This window comes from Rhodococcus sp. MS16 (assembly GCF_013277795.1).
Lineage (GTDB): Bacteria > Actinomycetota > Actinomycetes > Mycobacteriales > Mycobacteriaceae > Rhodococcus_F > Rhodococcus_F globerula.
Window position 1 is genome coordinate 540,557 of sequence record NZ_VBTM01000004.1, and the last position, 14,415, is coordinate 554,971.

A 14,415-nucleotide genomic window follows, 5' to 3' on the forward strand; every position below is an offset into this window, starting at 1 on the left:
CGATGGCGGGTGGTCGCTGAGCGCCGCAGGTGGACCGGTGCTTAACAGGGTGCGACTATCCTGAATAATTGACGTCAGTTCTGTGTTCTCTCCGCGAGACACAGGTCCCCCGTTTGCGTACGAGAGGAACTCTCATGCTTGCCCGCACCGACCTGCGTGGTCGTACCCCATCCACGGCCGAACTTCGTGCCGCGCTTCCGCGAGGTGGAGTGGATGTGGATGCGGTGCTGCATCAGGTTCGCCCGATGGTCGAGGCCGTTCGCGATCGTGGCGCAGAAGCTGCTCTCGAGTTCGGCGAGAAGTTCGACGGCGTTCGTCCCGGGTCGGTTCGTGTGCCCGCAGCTGAGCTCGAGCGCGCACTTCGTGAACTCGACCCCGCAGTCAAGGAAGCCCTCGAGGTTGCGATCGAGCGCACTCGCAAGGTGCACGCCGATCAGCGTCGCAAGGACACCGTCACCGAGGTCGTTCCGGGTGGCACGGTCACCGAGCGTTGGGTTCCGGTCGAGCGTGTTGGTCTCTATGTTCCCGGCGGCAACGCCGTGTATCCGTCGAGCGTTGTCATGAACGTCGTCCCGGCCCAGACTGCCGGCGTCGGATCGCTTGTTGTCGCCTCGCCGCCCCAAGCCGACTTCGGCGGATTGCCGCACCCGACCATTCTTGCCGCCGCGGCCATGCTCGGCGTCGACGAGGTGTGGGCCGTCGGCGGCGGGCAGGGCGTCGCCCTCCTTACCTACGGCGGAACCGACACCGATGGAACCGAGCTTGTCCCGGTCGACCTCATCACTGGTCCCGGCAACATCTACGTCACTGCGGCCAAGCGTCTGTGCCGCGGACTGGTCGGCATCGACGCAGAAGCCGGTCCCACCGAGATCGCGATCCTCGCCGACCACACCGCTGACCCGGTCCACGTTGCCGCCGACCTCATCAGCCAGGCCGAGCACGACGTGATGGCCGCCAGCGTCCTTGTCACGACCAGCGTTGAATTGGCCGACGCGGTCGACAAGGCTCTGGCCGCGCAACTCGAGATCACCAAGCACCGCGAGCGCGTCACCACCGCCCTCACCGGAAGCCAGTCCGGAACCGTTCTGGTCTCGGACGTCGCAGCTGGTCTCCGCGTAGTCAACGCCTACGCGGCCGAGCACCTCGAGATTCAGACCGAAGACGCCACCGGTGTCGCAGCTCAGGTCACCAGCGCCGGAGCGGTTTTTGTCGGTCCGTGGGCGCCGGTCAGCCTCGGCGACTACTGCGCCGGCTCAAACCACGTGCTGCCGACGGCCGGCTGTGCGCGTCACTCGTCCGGACTGAGTGTGCAGACCTTCCTGCGCGGCATCCACGTGATCGACTACTCCGAATCGGCATTGAAAGATGTTGCCGGACATGTCATCACGCTGGCCAATGCGGAAGACCTGCCGGCTCACGGTGAGGCTGTGCGTCTGCGGTTCGAGGCTCTGCGATGAGTACTGCTCCCGGAGCGTCGATTTCGGTCGACGCGCTCCCGATTCGTGAGAACCTGCGCGGTAAGTCCGCGTACGGCGCTCCGCAGTTGACGGTTCCCGTACAGCTCAACACCAATGAGAACCCGCATCCGCCGACGCAGGCGCTCATCGATGACGTCGCCGAATCCGTGCGTGAAGCGGCCAAGGAACTGCACCGTTACCCCGACCGCGACGCTGTGGCGCTGCGGACGGATCTTGCTGCGTACCTGTCGAAGCAGACGGGTGTGCCGGTCACCGTCGACAACCTGTGGGCGGCCAACGGATCGAATGAAATCCTGCAGCAACTACTCCAGGCCTTTGCCGGTCCTGGACGCAGCGCGATGGGATTTGTGCCCTCGTACTCGATGCACCCGATCATCGCGGACGGCACCGATACCGAGTGGGTCGAGGTCTTCCGTCGGGATGACTTCGCATTGGACGTGGATGCTGCTGTCACCGTGATCGCGGAACGTCGACCGGATGTCGTGTTCGTGACCAGTCCCAACAACCCGACCGGCCACAGTGTCGGCATCGCGGAACTGCGACGCATCCTCGAGGTGGCGCCGGGCATCGTGATCGTCGATGAGGCTTACGCCGAGTTCTCCGCCGCCCCCAGCGCGATGACGCTCATCGACGAGTTCCCCACCAAGATCGTGGTCACACGCACGATGAGCAAGGCGTTTGCGTTTGCCGGTGGCCGACTCGGCTACCTGGCTGCCGCCCCCGCGTTCATCGATGCATTGTTGTTGGTGCGCTTGCCGTATCACCTCTCGGTGGTCACGCAGGCTGCCGCGCGCGCTGCGCTGCGTCACGCCGACGAGACCCTCGCCAGCGTTCACGCATTGTCAGCCGAGCGTGATCGGGTATCGAAGGCATTGGCGGACACCGGTTTCCGAGTGATTCCCAGTGACGCGAACTTCATCTTGTTCGGTCAATTCACCGACAGTGCGCAGGCGTGGCAGGCCTACCTCGATCGAGGTGTCCTCATTCGCGACATCGGTATCCCCGGATATCTGCGGGCGACGGTCGGACTCGAAGCCGAGAACGACGCGTTCATCACAGCCAGTGACGAGATCGCCGGTACAGAACTCATCAACGCAGGAGAAACGGCATGAGCGATCGCATTGCGCGGATCGAACGAACGACGCGAGAATCCAGCATCGTCGTCGAATTGAACCTGGACGGGACCGGCATTGTCGACGTTTCCACCGGCGTCCCGTTCTTCGACCACATGCTCACCGCGTTGGGTACGCACGCCAGCTTCGACTTGAGTGTTCAGGCGAAAGGTGACGTCGAAATCGACGCTCACCATACCGTCGAGGACACCGCCATCGTTCTCGGTCAGGCGTTGGGTCAGGCATTGGGGGACAAGAAGGGTATTCGCCGATTCGGTGATTCCTTCATCCCGATGGACGAAACCCTCGCGCACGCGTCCGTCGACGTGTCCGGCCGTCCGTACTGCGTGCATACCGGGGAACCGGATTACATGGTGCATTCCGTCATCGGCGGGTACCCCGGCGTTCCGTACCACGCGGTGATCAACCGCCACGTCTTCGAGTCGATCGCGCTCAATGCTCGTATCGCCCTGCATGTTCGGGTTCTGTACGGACGCGATCAGCACCACATCACGGAGGCCGAGTTCAAGGCTGTTGCTCGCGCTCTGCGTGAGGCCGTCGAGCCGGATCCGCGCGTGAGCGGCGTGCCTTCGACGAAGGGCACTCTGTGAGCGTCCTCTTTACCTATCTGTTGTTCATCGGCGCGGGAATCGCTGTGGGCGGGGCCTACTCGATGTTCAAGGTGAACAAATTGGCGTCGGGAATCCTTCTGGCACTGGCAATTCTTGCAGCGGTAGCCGGCGCGCTGCGCATCTGATGGTCGAACGCACATCATCCCCGGGGTTACTCCGAACCCCGGGGATGATCAGTGTCCTGGTCATGGCTGCTGCCGCATTTGGTGGCTGGTCGTTACTGCTTCCGGTTGTTCCGTTGGTGGTGGCGCAGTCGGGTGGCTCCGACGCCTTGGCCGGGGCCGTGACGGGCGTCTTCATGGCGGCTACTGTGCTGACACAGTTGCTGGTGCCGCGCTTGTTGAGGACTCGCGGCTATCGTCCTGTACTCACTGCGGGGTGCCTGTTGCTCGGGCCACCGTCGCTGGTGCTGTTGATGTCTTCCGATTCGATTGCGGCGTTGTCGGTGTCGGCAGTGCGCGGTGTCGGATTCGGTTTGCTCACGGTCGCCGGCGGCGCACTGGTCGCGGAATTGGCGCCCAGGCGGATACTGGGCCGAGCTACCGGAGCCCAGGGCATCGCGATTGCAGCCTCTCAAATGGCAGGGTTGCCACTGGGTTTGGCGATAGCGGCACGATGGTCGGCCACACCGGTCTTCGTTTTGGGCGCCGTGGTTCCGGCGCTCGCGGTAATCGCCATCACCCGCTTGCCGAAATTGCGCGCTCAGCCAACCGGCACGTCTGCGCGAGTGAGTGTGTTCACGGTGATCGTCCCCGTGGTCGCGCTTGCGTGCGTGTCAGCGTCGTTCGGCGGCTTGTCCTCGCTGTTGCCCATCGCGATTTCGGATCGTGCCGCGATCGCCGGCGTGGTGCTGGCGACGGCCAGTGGGTCCATGCTGGTGGGTCGATACTCAGCGGGATTGATCTCCGATCGATTCGGTAGCGGCAAGATGCTCGCACCGGCCTTGGTGTCGGCGACAGTCGGTCTACTCCTGTTCGCCCTGAGTGTCGACGACGGTGCGAATGTGGTGTTGATCGGCGCTGCAGTGCTTTTCGGGTTCGGATTCGGTGCTGTGCAGAATGAATCCTTGGTCATGGCTTTTTCGGCTGCAGGTCCGAAACGCATCGGATCGGCCAGCGCGATCTGGAACATCGCATACGACGCCGGAACTGGAATCGGCGCGATTGCGCTGGGATTTGTGGCATCGGCGTCGGGATACACGTGGGTATTCATCGTCTCGGCAAGTGTCGTCGCGTTGATCCCGGCACTCGCTGTGGCCGGCACATCGATCGGCCGGCGGGGCGATCCGAAACCGGACAACCACACGGCAGGTTCTAAGATCCGGAGTTATGACAACCTTTGACGACACGGTTATCGCCGGTGTGACCGCTCATATGAATGCGGATCACACGAGCGACAATCTGATGATCGTTCGGGCTTTCGCGGAGCCGACCGCGACCAGCGCGCGAATGGTGGGACTCGATTCGGTTGCGGGCGAGTGGGTTGCCGAGGTCGACGGGACGGAAAAGCTCGTGAAGGTTCCGTGGCCCGAGCCGGCAGTGGACCGCGCCGCCATCCGGACGCAAGTGGTTGCTCTGTGTATGGACGCGTACAACAAACTTGGTGTCGCGAGGCCCGAGCACTGATCGCAGTAGCGTCAGACGTGCCCGATAGAGTTGGGGCATGAGCGCTTCCACGATTGCCGTCCTCGACTACGGCTCCGGCAACCTGCATTCGGCCACCCGCGCATTGGCGCGCACCGGCGCACAGGTGGAGGTAACCAGCGATCCCAAGGTGGCGCTGGCCGCAGACGGCCTGGTCGTTCCCGGCGTCGGCGCTTTTGCTGCGTGCATGGAGGGCCTGCGTGAGGTTCGGGGTGAGCGGATCATCGGTCAGCGCCTCGCGGGCGGACGGCCGGTTCTGGGCATCTGTGTCGGTATGCAGATCCTGTTCGAGCGCGGCGTCGAATTCGGCGTCGAAGCCGAAGGGTGCGGCGAGTGGCCCGGCACTGTCGAGCGCTTGAAGGCCGATGTGTTGCCGCACATGGGATGGAACACCGTCGAAGCACCCGAGTCCAGCACGCTGTTCAAGGGCATCGACGCGGACACCCGTTTCTACTTCGTCCACTCGTACGGTGTGCAGAACTGGGAACTGCCGCCGTCCGAGCACATCGCCGCTCCCAAACTGACGTGGGCCGATCACGGCGGAAAGTTCCTCGCTGCCGTCGAGAACGGTGCGCTGTCCGCAACGCAGTTCCACCCCGAGAAGTCGGGCGATGCGGGTGCTGAATTGCTGAGCAACTGGGTCCAGAGTTTGTGACCGGACCTTCCGGCAAGTACAGCGGAGACAACTTCTCGTTGGCTCGTCTTGCGCTGTTCTCGCTCGGCGCCGCCGTGGCTGTTCTGGCAGTCACGACGGTGATCGTCGTTCTGGTGGATCCGACGCCGGTCGTAGGGCTCGTGATCGGCCTCGGTGGGGTTGGCGCGGCCATCGCGGCGATGGGCGTCGTGTCGAAGCGGATGACGCGAAATGCCTTCGGCGACGGTGATCAAGACCCGGCACACGGTTCAAGGTCCTGACCGACTAGGGTTATCGCACGTGAGCCTGGTCCTTTTGCCTGCTGTGGATGTTGTCAACGGTGAAGCTGTTCGCCTCGTGCAAGGAGAGGCGGGAAGTGAGACCGGTTACGGGTCGCCCCGCGACGCCGCCCTTGCGTGGCAGAACGACGGTGCCGAATGGGTACATCTTGTCGACCTCGACGCCGCCTTCGGGCGCGGATCCAACAGCGAACTGCTGGCAGGCGTCATCGGTGACCTGACGGTCAAGGTCGAACTTTCCGGTGGAATCCGTGACGACGCCTCCCTCGAAGCTGCACTGGCCACCGGCTGTGCTCGCGTCAACCTCGGCACCGCTGCCATCGAAGATCCCGAGTGGTGCGCTCGTGCATTGGCCAAGTACGGCGACAAGATTGCCGTCGGCCTCGATGTGCGTCTGGTCGACGGCCAGTACCGCACCCGCGGGCGCGGCTGGGTCACCGACGGCGGAGACCTCTGGGAAACCCTCGCGCGTCTGGACCGTGACGGCTGCACGCGTTACGTCGTCACCGACGTATCCAAGGACGGAACCCTCACCGGTCCCAATCTCGAACTTCTGAGCCAGGTGTGCGCCGTGACCGACGCCCACGTTGTTGCATCCGGTGGTGTTTCAACCATCGACGACCTGCTGGCCATCTCCAGCCTCGTTGATCAGGGCGTCGAAGGCGCGATTGTCGGCAAGGCGCTGTACGCCGGCCGCTTCACCCTTCCTGAAGCACTTGCTGCAGTTTCCGGTTAGATTCGCTTGATGAACCCGCCGCGTGACCTCGACGAACTCCTCGCGATTGCCGGTGGGCTGCTTGACGGCGTTCACGATCAGTTTGTTGCCGGTGTGGGTTCGCCGAGCGCAGTCCGTAAGGGTTGGGCCGATTTTGCCACCGAGGTGGACCTCGCGCTCGAGAAGCGGTTGTCGTCGGAGTTGTTCGATCGCACCGGGATTGAAGTGCACGGCGAGGAATTCGGCGGGCCCGACATCGAGTCCGGGCTCGTCTGGGTTCTCGATCCCGTCGACGGCACGTTCAACTACTCGGCCGGGCTCCCGCAGGCCGGAACTCTGCTGGCATTGCTCGACGACGGCGTTCCGGTCCTGGGGTTGACCTGGTTGCCGTTGATCGGACATACCTACGCGGCAAAAGCAGGCGGCCCGTTGCTGGTGAACGGCAGTGCCGTACCACCCTTGGCATCCACTGATCTGGCGTCGTCGATCGTCGCGCTGGGTGCGCTCAACGTGAAGAGTCGCGGACGAATTCCCGGCAGCTATCGGCTGGAAGTACTGGCCGAAATCAGCAAGGTGTCTTCCCGTATCCGTATCCACGGCAGCACGGGAGTTGATCTGGCCTTCACCGCGGCAGGCATTTTAGGCGGCGCAATCGTCTATGGGCACAATGCGTGGGACAATGCGGCGGGCGTTGCCCTTGTACGCGCGGCAGGTGGGGTGGTCACCGACCTCGCCGGTAACCCGTGGACCGTAGAATCGGGTTCGGTACTTGCTGCCGCTCCCGGTGTTCACGGTGAAATTCTCGACATCCTTACATCGCTCGGTGATCCGCGCGCTTCGTCCTCAGGAGGACCAACGTCATGACCCTCGCAGTTCGTGTGATCCCGTGCCTCGACGTCGATGCCGGACGAGTGGTCAAGGGTGTCAACTTCGAGAACCTTCGCGACGCGGGCGATCCGGTCGAACTGGCCGCAGCGTACGACGCCCAAGGCGCCGACGAGCTGACCTTCCTGGACGTGACCGCGTCGACGTCTGATCGTGGCACGATGCTCGACGTTGTAAGTCGTACTGCCGAGCAGGTTTTCATTCCGCTGACGGTGGGCGGCGGTGTACGCACGGTCGAGGACGTCGACCGCCTGCTGCGCGCCGGAGCCGACAAGGTCAGCGTCAACACCGCAGCCATCGCACGTCCTGAACTGCTCAAGGAATTGAGTGAGCGTTTCGGTTCGCAGTGCATCGTCTTGTCCGTCGACGCAAGGACGGTTCCGCAGGGCCAGCCGGACACTCCGTCCGGCTGGGAGGTCACGACGCACGGTGGCAAGCGCGGAACCGGCATCGACGCGGTCGAGTGGGCCGAGCGCGGCGCAGAGTTGGGCGTCGGAGAGATCCTGCTCAACTCCATGGACGCCGACGGCACCAAGGCCGGTTTCGACCTCCTGATGATCCGCGCTGTCCGTGCCGCTGTTCACGTTCCGGTCATCGCCAGCGGCGGCGCCGGTCTGGTCGAACATTTTGCGCCTGCCGTCGAAGCAGGCGCCGACGCAGTCCTCGCGGCAAGTGTCTTCCACTTCGGTGACCTGAGCATCCCGCAGGTCAAGGACGCCATGCGCGCCGAAGGGATTGTTGTCCGCTAGGTGTTTTCTGCTCGGATTCCGTCGAACATCATCCGGGTGATCGCCTGATTGAGGGCGGTGCAGTCCACGGACGACTCGGCTCGCAGTCCCTGTATGCCGCTGGCCAGCATCATGCCGTTGACGGCCTGGGCCGTATTCGCGATGTCGAGGTCGGCGCGAAGGTATCCGCATTCGACGCCGTGACTGAGATATCCGGCCGTCAGTGCGGCGGCCTGGTCGAGTAGGTCGAGCATCCGGCCCGTCAGGTCGGCGTCGACCCCCGTTGTCTCGAAGAGCAGCACCCGCGGGATCCGTGGGTCGTCGAAAAAGATACGGGGGAGTACATCCGCGATGCGGGCTACCTGGGCTCGGTACTCGTCCAAGGTGTTGGCTGCGTCCGGCGCATTGTCGGTGGCCAGTGCGTCGATGATCTTGGCAATCAGATCGTCGATGACGTGATCGATGATGTCGCGTTTGTTCTCGAAGTATCGGTAGAACGTGCCGTGGCCGATACCGAGAGTTGTTGCAATATCAGCGATTCCGGTGGCGTGATAGCCCCGTTGGGCAAAACACTCGAACGATGCGTCGATGATCTCGCGGCGTAGTTCCGCCTTTTTTCGCTCCGCTCGGGTTATGGCCTTCGTCACGCTGAAGATGATACCGTTTTCCATAACGGAATGACGTGTCAGTTTCTGATGTGCGGTTCACGAGGGGATTTCAACTGATGGCAGTGCAGTACGACGCAGTAGTGGTCGGGGCGGGCTTTGGCGGAATGGGCGCAGCCATTCAACTCAAGCGGTTGGGCCTGAACAACCTGGCGATCCTCGAACGCGAGGATGATCTGGGTGGAACGTGGCACGTCAATCGCTATCCGGGATTGGCGGTCGACATCGCGTCGGTCACCTACTCGTATTCGTTCGAGCCCAATCCGCACTGGTCGAGGCTCTTTGCGCCAGGTGCGGAGTTGAAGAAGTATGCCGACCATGTCGCGGACAAGTACGACCTACGACGCCATATGACGTTCGGCGCCGTCGTGAACGGCGCGCGGTGGGACGAGGACGAGGCGCACTGGGTGGTGTCCGTGGACGGGCAGCCTGAGATCACCGCGACCTATCTACTGACGGCGACGGGCTTTCTCTCTCAGCCGCATCGGCCGGATATCTCCGGCATCGACGAATTTGCGGGCAAGATTATTCACACCACGGCGTGGGACGATTCGTACGATCTTGCCGGTACAAAGACGGCAATCATCGGAACCGGCGCTACTGCAGTGCAACTCATTCCCGAAGTTGCGCGCCAAGCCGCGGATCTGACCGTGTACCAACGCACGCCAATCTGGGTTGTTCCCAAGCTCGACGTCCCCATTCCGTCGGCCGTCCAGAAGCTCTTCTCTCGAATTCCGTTGACCCAGCGGATCGCGCGAGCTGTCAGTTCCGGAATTCTGGAAATGATCATGGTGAGCGCTGTCTTGCACTACAAGCAGGTGAAGTTGCTCAACAAGGGCGCCGCAGCAGCATCGCGTGCCTTCCTGCGCTCGCAGGTCCGCGACGCGGCGCTGCGTAAGCAGCTCACTCCCGACTACGATTTCGGATGCAAGCGACCTACCTTCTCCAACAGCTACTTCCGTACATTCACCAAACGAAACGTTCACCTCGAGACCGCGTCGATCGACCACATTGCCGCCGACGGTATCGTCACGGTTGACGGTCGTAAGACCGAGATCGACACTCTGGTGCTGGCCACTGGGTTCAATCTGTGGGACGTCAACTTCCCGGCCATCGAGGTCATCGGCCGAGAGGGCAGAAATCTCGGAAAGTGGTGGCGTGACAACCGTTTCCAGGCGTATGAGGGAGTGTCCGTCCCGCATTTCCCTAACTTTCTCACCCTCGCGAGTCCCTATTCGTACAGCGGGCTGTCCTACTTCACGACCATCGAATCGCAGATGCAGCACATCGAGCGACTGTTCGGTGAACTGAAGCGGCGAGGAGCCGACACCTTCGAGGTCACCGAGGCCGCCAATACCGAGTTTCTCGACCGAATGACCGAAAACCTGGCGGACTCCGTTTTCTACGGCGGCAGTTGCCAGACCGCGCGAAGCTATTACTTCAATCAGCACGGTGAGGCGGCTATCCTGCGGCCAACATCGACGCGCAACGCATTTGTCGAGGCGAAGCGCTTCCCTCTCGAGGCCTATTCGATCTCCTGAGCTTGTTTCCTGGCCGAGGGCGACGGTGCGCTGCGGCAAAAAGGGATATCCTGATTTTGGGCTTCTCGAGATCAGTGCCAGCGAATCTTCGGGGAGGGTTGGTTGGTGCAAGGTTGATGTCGGAAATCGATCCGTTTGGTACGCAGCGTGCTGATCCGTTCAGCACGGCGCACGATACGTCGAACGTCGTCTCCGAACTGGAGATGTCGGGGCTGGAGGACGCTCGCGAGATCGGGCGTGGAGGCTTCGGCGTCGTCTATTGCTGTTCGCAGCCGCGCTTGGATCGCATCGTTGCTGTCAAGGTCCTGACCGCGAGCGTTGAGCAGGAAAACGATGCTCGCTTCGTCCGTGAACAACATGTGATGGGGAGGCTGACCGGCCACCCGAATATCGTCAACGTTTTGCACGTCGGCACCACGGCAAGCGGTCACCCGTACATCGTGATGCCGTATCACCCGAGAGGATCTCTGGAAACAAGAATTCGTTCGACGGGTCCGCTGTCGCTGAACGAGACTCTTAGGCTCGGAGTGAAAATTGCCGGCGCCCTCGAAAGTGCTCATCGACTCGGGATCCTCCACCGGGACGTCAAACCTGCGAACATCCTGTTCACCGACTATGGCGAGCCGGCGATCACGGATTTCGGTATCGCGCACATCGTGGGCGGATTCGAGACGTCCACCGGTACCGTGACGGGATCGCCGGCGTTCACGGCACCCGAAATTCTCAGCGGAGAGCCGCCCAGCGTTGCGGGAGATATCTACGGCCTCGGTGCAACATTGTTCTGCGCTGTGTCCGGGCACGCGGCATTCCAACGTCGCAGCGGCGAGGAATTGATCGCGCAGTTCTTGCGCATCACGACCGAGCCGATTCCCGACCTCCGTGAACTGGGAATCCCGGAAGGGATGTCCGCGGCGATCGAGCACGCGATGAATGGCGACCCACTTCGGCGGACGGCGTCTGCCCGCGAATTCGGCGAAGACCTTCGGAAGATCCAGTCGGTTAAAGGTTTTCCCGTTACCGATATGGCGCTGCTGGCAACTGAAGCGGGTGAGGAAAGTCAGCAGAACTCCGGAGCGTCAGATGGCAATGTCCTCGTCAGATACGCAGGCTCGTCTGCGACTACCACGTCCCCGCCCCCTTCCGGCAATTTGCCGTTGGAACTGACCAGCTTCATCGGTCGGCGGCGAGAGTTGACCGAAACCAAAGCGAAGATTCTCGAATCTCGGCTGGTCACATTGACGGGTATCGGTGGCGTAGGAAAGACTCGGCTGGCGGTCAGAGTCGCAGCGGATCTGCGACAGAAATTTGACGACGGAGTGTCCGTAGCCGAACTGGGCGAACTCCAGGACGCGTCTTTGCTTGCCGATCTTGTTGCGTCTTCGCTCGGGATCAGAGACCGAACCGGCCCCCTCGACGACGTATTGGCTGATTTTCTTGCCAATCGGAACGTTCTGCTTTTGCTGGACAACTGCGAACACCTGGTTGATGCAGTAGCCGATCTGGTCACGTTTCTTCTGCGCGTGTGTCCGGACCTTCGCATTCTCGCAACCAGTCGTGAACCGCTCGGTATCGGTGGCGAGACTGTCCTTCGGGTGCCTCCGTTGTCCGTGCCCGCCCCCGACCGCGAAACGTCGATTCACGGTTTGTCCAGATTCGACGCGATCACGCTGTTCACTGATCGGGCAGCCGCGGCATTGCCTGGATTCGAGCTGACTGAGGGAAACAAGGTCACGGTTGCGCGGATTTGTCAGCGGCTCGACGGATTGCCCCTACCCATCGAATTGGCTGCAGCCCGATTGCGTTCGATGTCCGTCGAACAGATCCTGGATCGGTTGACCGACCGGTTCAAGCTTCTCACACTCGGTAGTCGTAATGCGCCGTCCCGTCAACAGACCTCGAGGTTGTGCATGGACTGGAGTTACGACCTCTGCACCAGGTGGGAACAGCAGTTGTGGGCGCGGCTGTCCGTTTTTGCCGGTGGCTTCGAACTCGATGCAGTGGAAAGCATTTGCTGCGGCGATCACAGTGCGGACGAGTTGCTCGACGGAATGGCCTCGCTGGTCGACAAGTCGATCCTGATCCGCGAAGAATCGGAAACGGTCGTGCGTTTCCGGATGCTCGATACGCTCCACGACTACGGCCGCGAGAAGGCAGAGGAATCCGGCGACTACGGTTTGTTGCGGCGGCAACATCGCGACTGGTATCGAAAGATGGTGCTGGAAGCGGAAACCGAATGGATCAGTGCCCGGCAGAAGGACTGGATTGATCGATTGGGGAGAGAACAATCAAATCTCCGCGACGCGATGGACTACGCGGAGTCGACGCACAGTGACGACCGCCTCGGGCTGCAGATCGCCGGCGCACTCTTCCCATTCTGGCTCTCGCGTGGACTTTTCAGCGAGGGGCGCTATTGGCTCGACCACCTCCTGGACATCGATGTCGAGCATCCGACCGTCGACAGAATCAAAGCGCTATGTGCCAGTGGCGTTCTCGCCGAAATCCAGGGTGCGCTCGATGTCGCGGCGGCGCGTGTTGCCGAAGCGGTCGAGCTGTCCCACAAGCTGGATGTGTTCGATCACCTGGACTTGTCCGAGCATCTCGACGAGTGGACCTCGCAGGCTAGGGTGATCCAAGCGCAAGGCTGCCTCGAACTGTTTCTCGGCGACACTGCGCGCGCGTGTGACTACCTCCGGAAGGCGTTGGACCTGGTCGGCACCGGCGATGATCTCGCCTTGCGGGTGTGGATTCTGAACACGCTCGGGATGGCGTACGAAGCCAATGGTGAGACGGACCAGTCGATCTCCTGTCATGAGCAGGTTCTTGCGATCACGCAGCGCACCGGCGAATCGGTGTACCGGTCCTACTCGCTGTGGTCGATGGGCGTCGCGGTCTGGCGTCAAGGAGATCTCGCTTACGCAGCGGACCTTGTCAAACAGGCATTGCGTATCGCCGAACGCGTCGAGGAACCGCTCACGGCGACGGTGTGTTTGGACGCGCTTGCATGGATTGCCGGCGCCGAACACGACGAACGTCGCGCCGTGGTCTTGATGGGCGCCGCCGAGGCGATCGTCGACATGGTGAACAGTTCTCCGGTTCTGTTTCCGAGCTTGGGAAACTATCGGCAGCGATGCGAGCAGGAAACGCTTCGTGCGCTTGGCAGCCAGGCTTTTCGCAGTGCCCGGAATCAAGGGCACGCCCTGGACTTTCACGAGTCCGTAGCCTTTGCGCTGCAAGAGAATCCGTCGGCTACCGGCCAGGAGGCCGGATTGAGTGCGCGCGAACAACAGGTTGCCGACCTCGTCGCTGTCGGCCTGGATAACAAAGCCATCGCGGATAACCTGGCAATCTCGGTTCGGACCACGCAACGGCATATCGAGCACATTCTGACAAAGCTCGGTTTCACCTCGCGCACACAACTCGCGGCGTGGGAGTTGGAGCAGCCCTCGTAGCGCTGGGGATCATGACTTGTCGCAATGGATGTAGTCGGGCGGAACCGTGCGGTACTCCCGTGCGTCCAACTGGGTGAAGCCAATGGACAAGGGGGAGTGCTGTGAGGCCGTGGGGCGCTTGTCTGTCGGTTTCTGTGGTCGCTCTACTTGGGGGATGTTCCTCGACGGTCGAGGGTGAGGCTTACCCGGTCGATTCGATCGGAATGTTCGATCCGTGCGCGGTTCTGAGTCACGATGACCTGTTGAACCTGGGTGTTGATCCCGGCACGCAGCGTGTGGACCTCCTAAACACCCACATCGATGGATTCAACGTGTGTAGCTGGGAGGGCTCGTGGTTCTATCTCGGACTTACGTCAGCGGATCGTTCACTCGATGCTGTGGAAAAAAATTCCACGATTCGAGATTTGCGTCGAGACGAAATCGCGGGACGAAGCATTCTTGTGTACCAGGAACAGGGCGATGACGGGGATTTGGCATGCAACGTAGCCTTCGCGACAGCTCAGTCAACCGCGATGGTTCGTGTGGGTGCAAAGTTTAGTATCGACCGGCCTGAAACGCCATGCGCACTAGTAGAGCGGGCGGCGCAAACTATCGTTCCGCTGCTGTCCTGAAGGGGTGGGATTTCGTCTTGACC

The 14,415-nt window shown here is 61.9% G+C and carries 15 protein-coding genes; 14 read left to right on the forward strand and 1 reads right to left on the reverse strand.

Annotated features, from left to right (window positions below):
* Positions 1-134 precede the first annotated feature (134 nt).
* The 11 genes from hisD to hisF all read left to right on the forward strand — a co-directional run bounded on the left by hisD (position 135) and on the right by hisF (position 8,147).
* A complete protein-coding gene (gene hisD, locus FEZ60_RS12050; RefSeq protein WP_033230917.1) occupies positions 135-1,457 on the forward strand; it encodes a histidinol dehydrogenase in 1,323 nt (440 codons plus the stop codon).
* Positions 1,454-2,590, forward strand: coding sequence for a histidinol-phosphate transaminase (locus FEZ60_RS12055; RefSeq protein WP_116101414.1), 1,137 nt, complete (start codon positions 1,454-1,456; stop codon positions 2,588-2,590). The genes hisD and FEZ60_RS12055 overlap by 4 nt, the downstream gene beginning before the upstream one ends.
* Positions 2,587-3,201 carry an imidazoleglycerol-phosphate dehydratase HisB gene (gene hisB, locus FEZ60_RS12060; RefSeq protein WP_033230915.1) on the forward strand — a complete coding sequence of 205 codons (615 nt, stop codon included), beginning with the start codon at positions 2,587-2,589 and terminating at the stop codon, positions 3,199-3,201. Before FEZ60_RS12055 ends, hisB begins: the two co-directional genes overlap by 4 nt.
* A complete protein-coding gene (locus FEZ60_RS12065; RefSeq protein WP_033230914.1) occupies positions 3,198-3,347 on the forward strand; it encodes a hypothetical protein in 150 nt (49 codons plus the stop codon). Before hisB ends, FEZ60_RS12065 begins: the two co-directional genes overlap by 4 nt.
* 62 nt (positions 3,348-3,409) lie before the next feature.
* The gene (locus tag FEZ60_RS12070) at positions 3,410-4,564 is read left to right on the forward strand and encodes an MFS transporter (RefSeq protein ID WP_230589946.1); all 1,155 of its coding nucleotides are present in this window, start codon (positions 3,410-3,412) and stop codon (positions 4,562-4,564) included.
* Complete coding sequence (locus FEZ60_RS12075) at positions 4,551-4,847, forward strand: DUF2470 domain-containing protein (protein ID WP_033230913.1); 297 nt, start codon at positions 4,551-4,553, stop codon at positions 4,845-4,847. The genes FEZ60_RS12070 and FEZ60_RS12075 overlap by 14 nt, the downstream gene beginning before the upstream one ends.
* A gap of 37 nt (positions 4,848-4,884) precedes the next feature.
* Positions 4,885-5,520, forward strand: a complete 636-nt coding sequence (hisH, locus tag FEZ60_RS12080) for an imidazole glycerol phosphate synthase subunit HisH (protein WP_033230912.1) — start codon at positions 4,885-4,887, stop codon at positions 5,518-5,520.
* Positions 5,517-5,780: a hypothetical protein gene (locus FEZ60_RS12085; RefSeq protein WP_116101412.1), complete on the forward strand. Its 264-nt coding sequence runs from the start codon at positions 5,517-5,519 to the stop codon at positions 5,778-5,780. The genes hisH and FEZ60_RS12085 overlap by 4 nt, the downstream gene beginning before the upstream one ends.
* A gap of 19 nt (positions 5,781-5,799) precedes the next feature.
* Positions 5,800-6,534, forward strand: a complete 735-nt coding sequence (gene priA, locus FEZ60_RS12090; protein ID WP_045070169.1) for a bifunctional 1-(5-phosphoribosyl)-5-((5-phosphoribosylamino)methylideneamino)imidazole-4-carboxamide isomerase/phosphoribosylanthranilate isomerase PriA — start codon at positions 5,800-5,802, stop codon at positions 6,532-6,534.
* Positions 6,535-6,543: 9 nt separating this feature from the next.
* The gene (locus FEZ60_RS12095; protein ID WP_045070167.1) at positions 6,544-7,377 is read left to right on the forward strand and encodes an inositol monophosphatase family protein; all 834 of its coding nucleotides are present in this window, start codon (positions 6,544-6,546) and stop codon (positions 7,375-7,377) included.
* Positions 7,374-8,147 (forward strand): imidazole glycerol phosphate synthase subunit HisF, encoded by a 774-nt coding sequence (gene hisF, locus FEZ60_RS12100; protein ID WP_033230908.1) that lies wholly within the window; start codon positions 7,374-7,376, stop codon positions 8,145-8,147. Before FEZ60_RS12095 ends, hisF begins: the two co-directional genes overlap by 4 nt.
* Here the strand turns inward: hisF and FEZ60_RS12105 are convergent.
* Entirely contained in the window at positions 8,144-8,773 is a 630-nt protein-coding gene (locus FEZ60_RS12105) for a TetR/AcrR family transcriptional regulator (RefSeq protein ID WP_084703054.1), read from the reverse strand. The two genes, hisF and FEZ60_RS12105, sit on opposite strands and share 4 nt — an antisense overlap.
* A 77-nt stretch (positions 8,774-8,850) precedes the next feature.
* Here FEZ60_RS12105 and FEZ60_RS12110 point away from each other — a divergent pair, with 77 nt between their 5' ends.
* From FEZ60_RS12110 to FEZ60_RS12120, 3 genes are all read left to right on the forward strand, one after another.
* The gene (locus FEZ60_RS12110) at positions 8,851-10,332 is read left to right on the forward strand and encodes an NAD(P)/FAD-dependent oxidoreductase (protein ID WP_116101411.1); all 1,482 of its coding nucleotides are present in this window, start codon (positions 8,851-8,853) and stop codon (positions 10,330-10,332) included.
* A gap of 116 nt (positions 10,333-10,448) precedes the next feature.
* Positions 10,449-13,781, forward strand: coding sequence for a protein kinase (locus tag FEZ60_RS12115; RefSeq protein ID WP_172936151.1), 3,333 nt, complete (start codon positions 10,449-10,451; stop codon positions 13,779-13,781).
* A 134-nt stretch (positions 13,782-13,915) separates the two neighbouring features.
* Positions 13,916-14,392: a DUF3558 domain-containing protein gene (locus FEZ60_RS12120; RefSeq protein ID WP_258190611.1), complete on the forward strand. Its 477-nt coding sequence runs from the start codon at positions 13,916-13,918 to the stop codon at positions 14,390-14,392.
* Positions 14,393-14,415 lie beyond the last annotated feature (23 nt).

Coding starts and splice junctions, on each gene's coding strand:
- hisD (WP_033230917.1), top strand. CDS start 135: ATGCTTGCCCGCACCGACCTGCGTGGTCGTACCCCATCCACGGCCGAA.
- FEZ60_RS12055 (WP_116101414.1), top strand. CDS start 1,454: ATGAGTACTGCTCCCGGAGCGTCGATTTCGGTCGACGCGCTCCCGATT.
- hisB (WP_033230915.1), top strand. CDS start 2,587: ATGAGCGATCGCATTGCGCGGATCGAACGAACGACGCGAGAATCCAGC.
- FEZ60_RS12070 (WP_230589946.1), top strand. CDS start 3,410: ATGGCTGCTGCCGCATTTGGTGGCTGGTCGTTACTGCTTCCGGTTGTT.
- FEZ60_RS12075 (WP_033230913.1), top strand. CDS start 4,551: ATGACAACCTTTGACGACACGGTTATCGCCGGTGTGACCGCTCATATG.
- hisH (WP_033230912.1), top strand. CDS start 4,885: ATGAGCGCTTCCACGATTGCCGTCCTCGACTACGGCTCCGGCAACCTG.
- FEZ60_RS12095 (WP_045070167.1), top strand. CDS start 6,544: ATGAACCCGCCGCGTGACCTCGACGAACTCCTCGCGATTGCCGGTGGG.
- hisF (WP_033230908.1), top strand. CDS start 7,374: ATGACCCTCGCAGTTCGTGTGATCCCGTGCCTCGACGTCGATGCCGGA.
- FEZ60_RS12110 (WP_116101411.1), top strand. CDS start 8,851: ATGGCAGTGCAGTACGACGCAGTAGTGGTCGGGGCGGGCTTTGGCGGA.
- FEZ60_RS12115 (WP_172936151.1), top strand. CDS start 10,449: ATGTCGGAAATCGATCCGTTTGGTACGCAGCGTGCTGATCCGTTCAGC.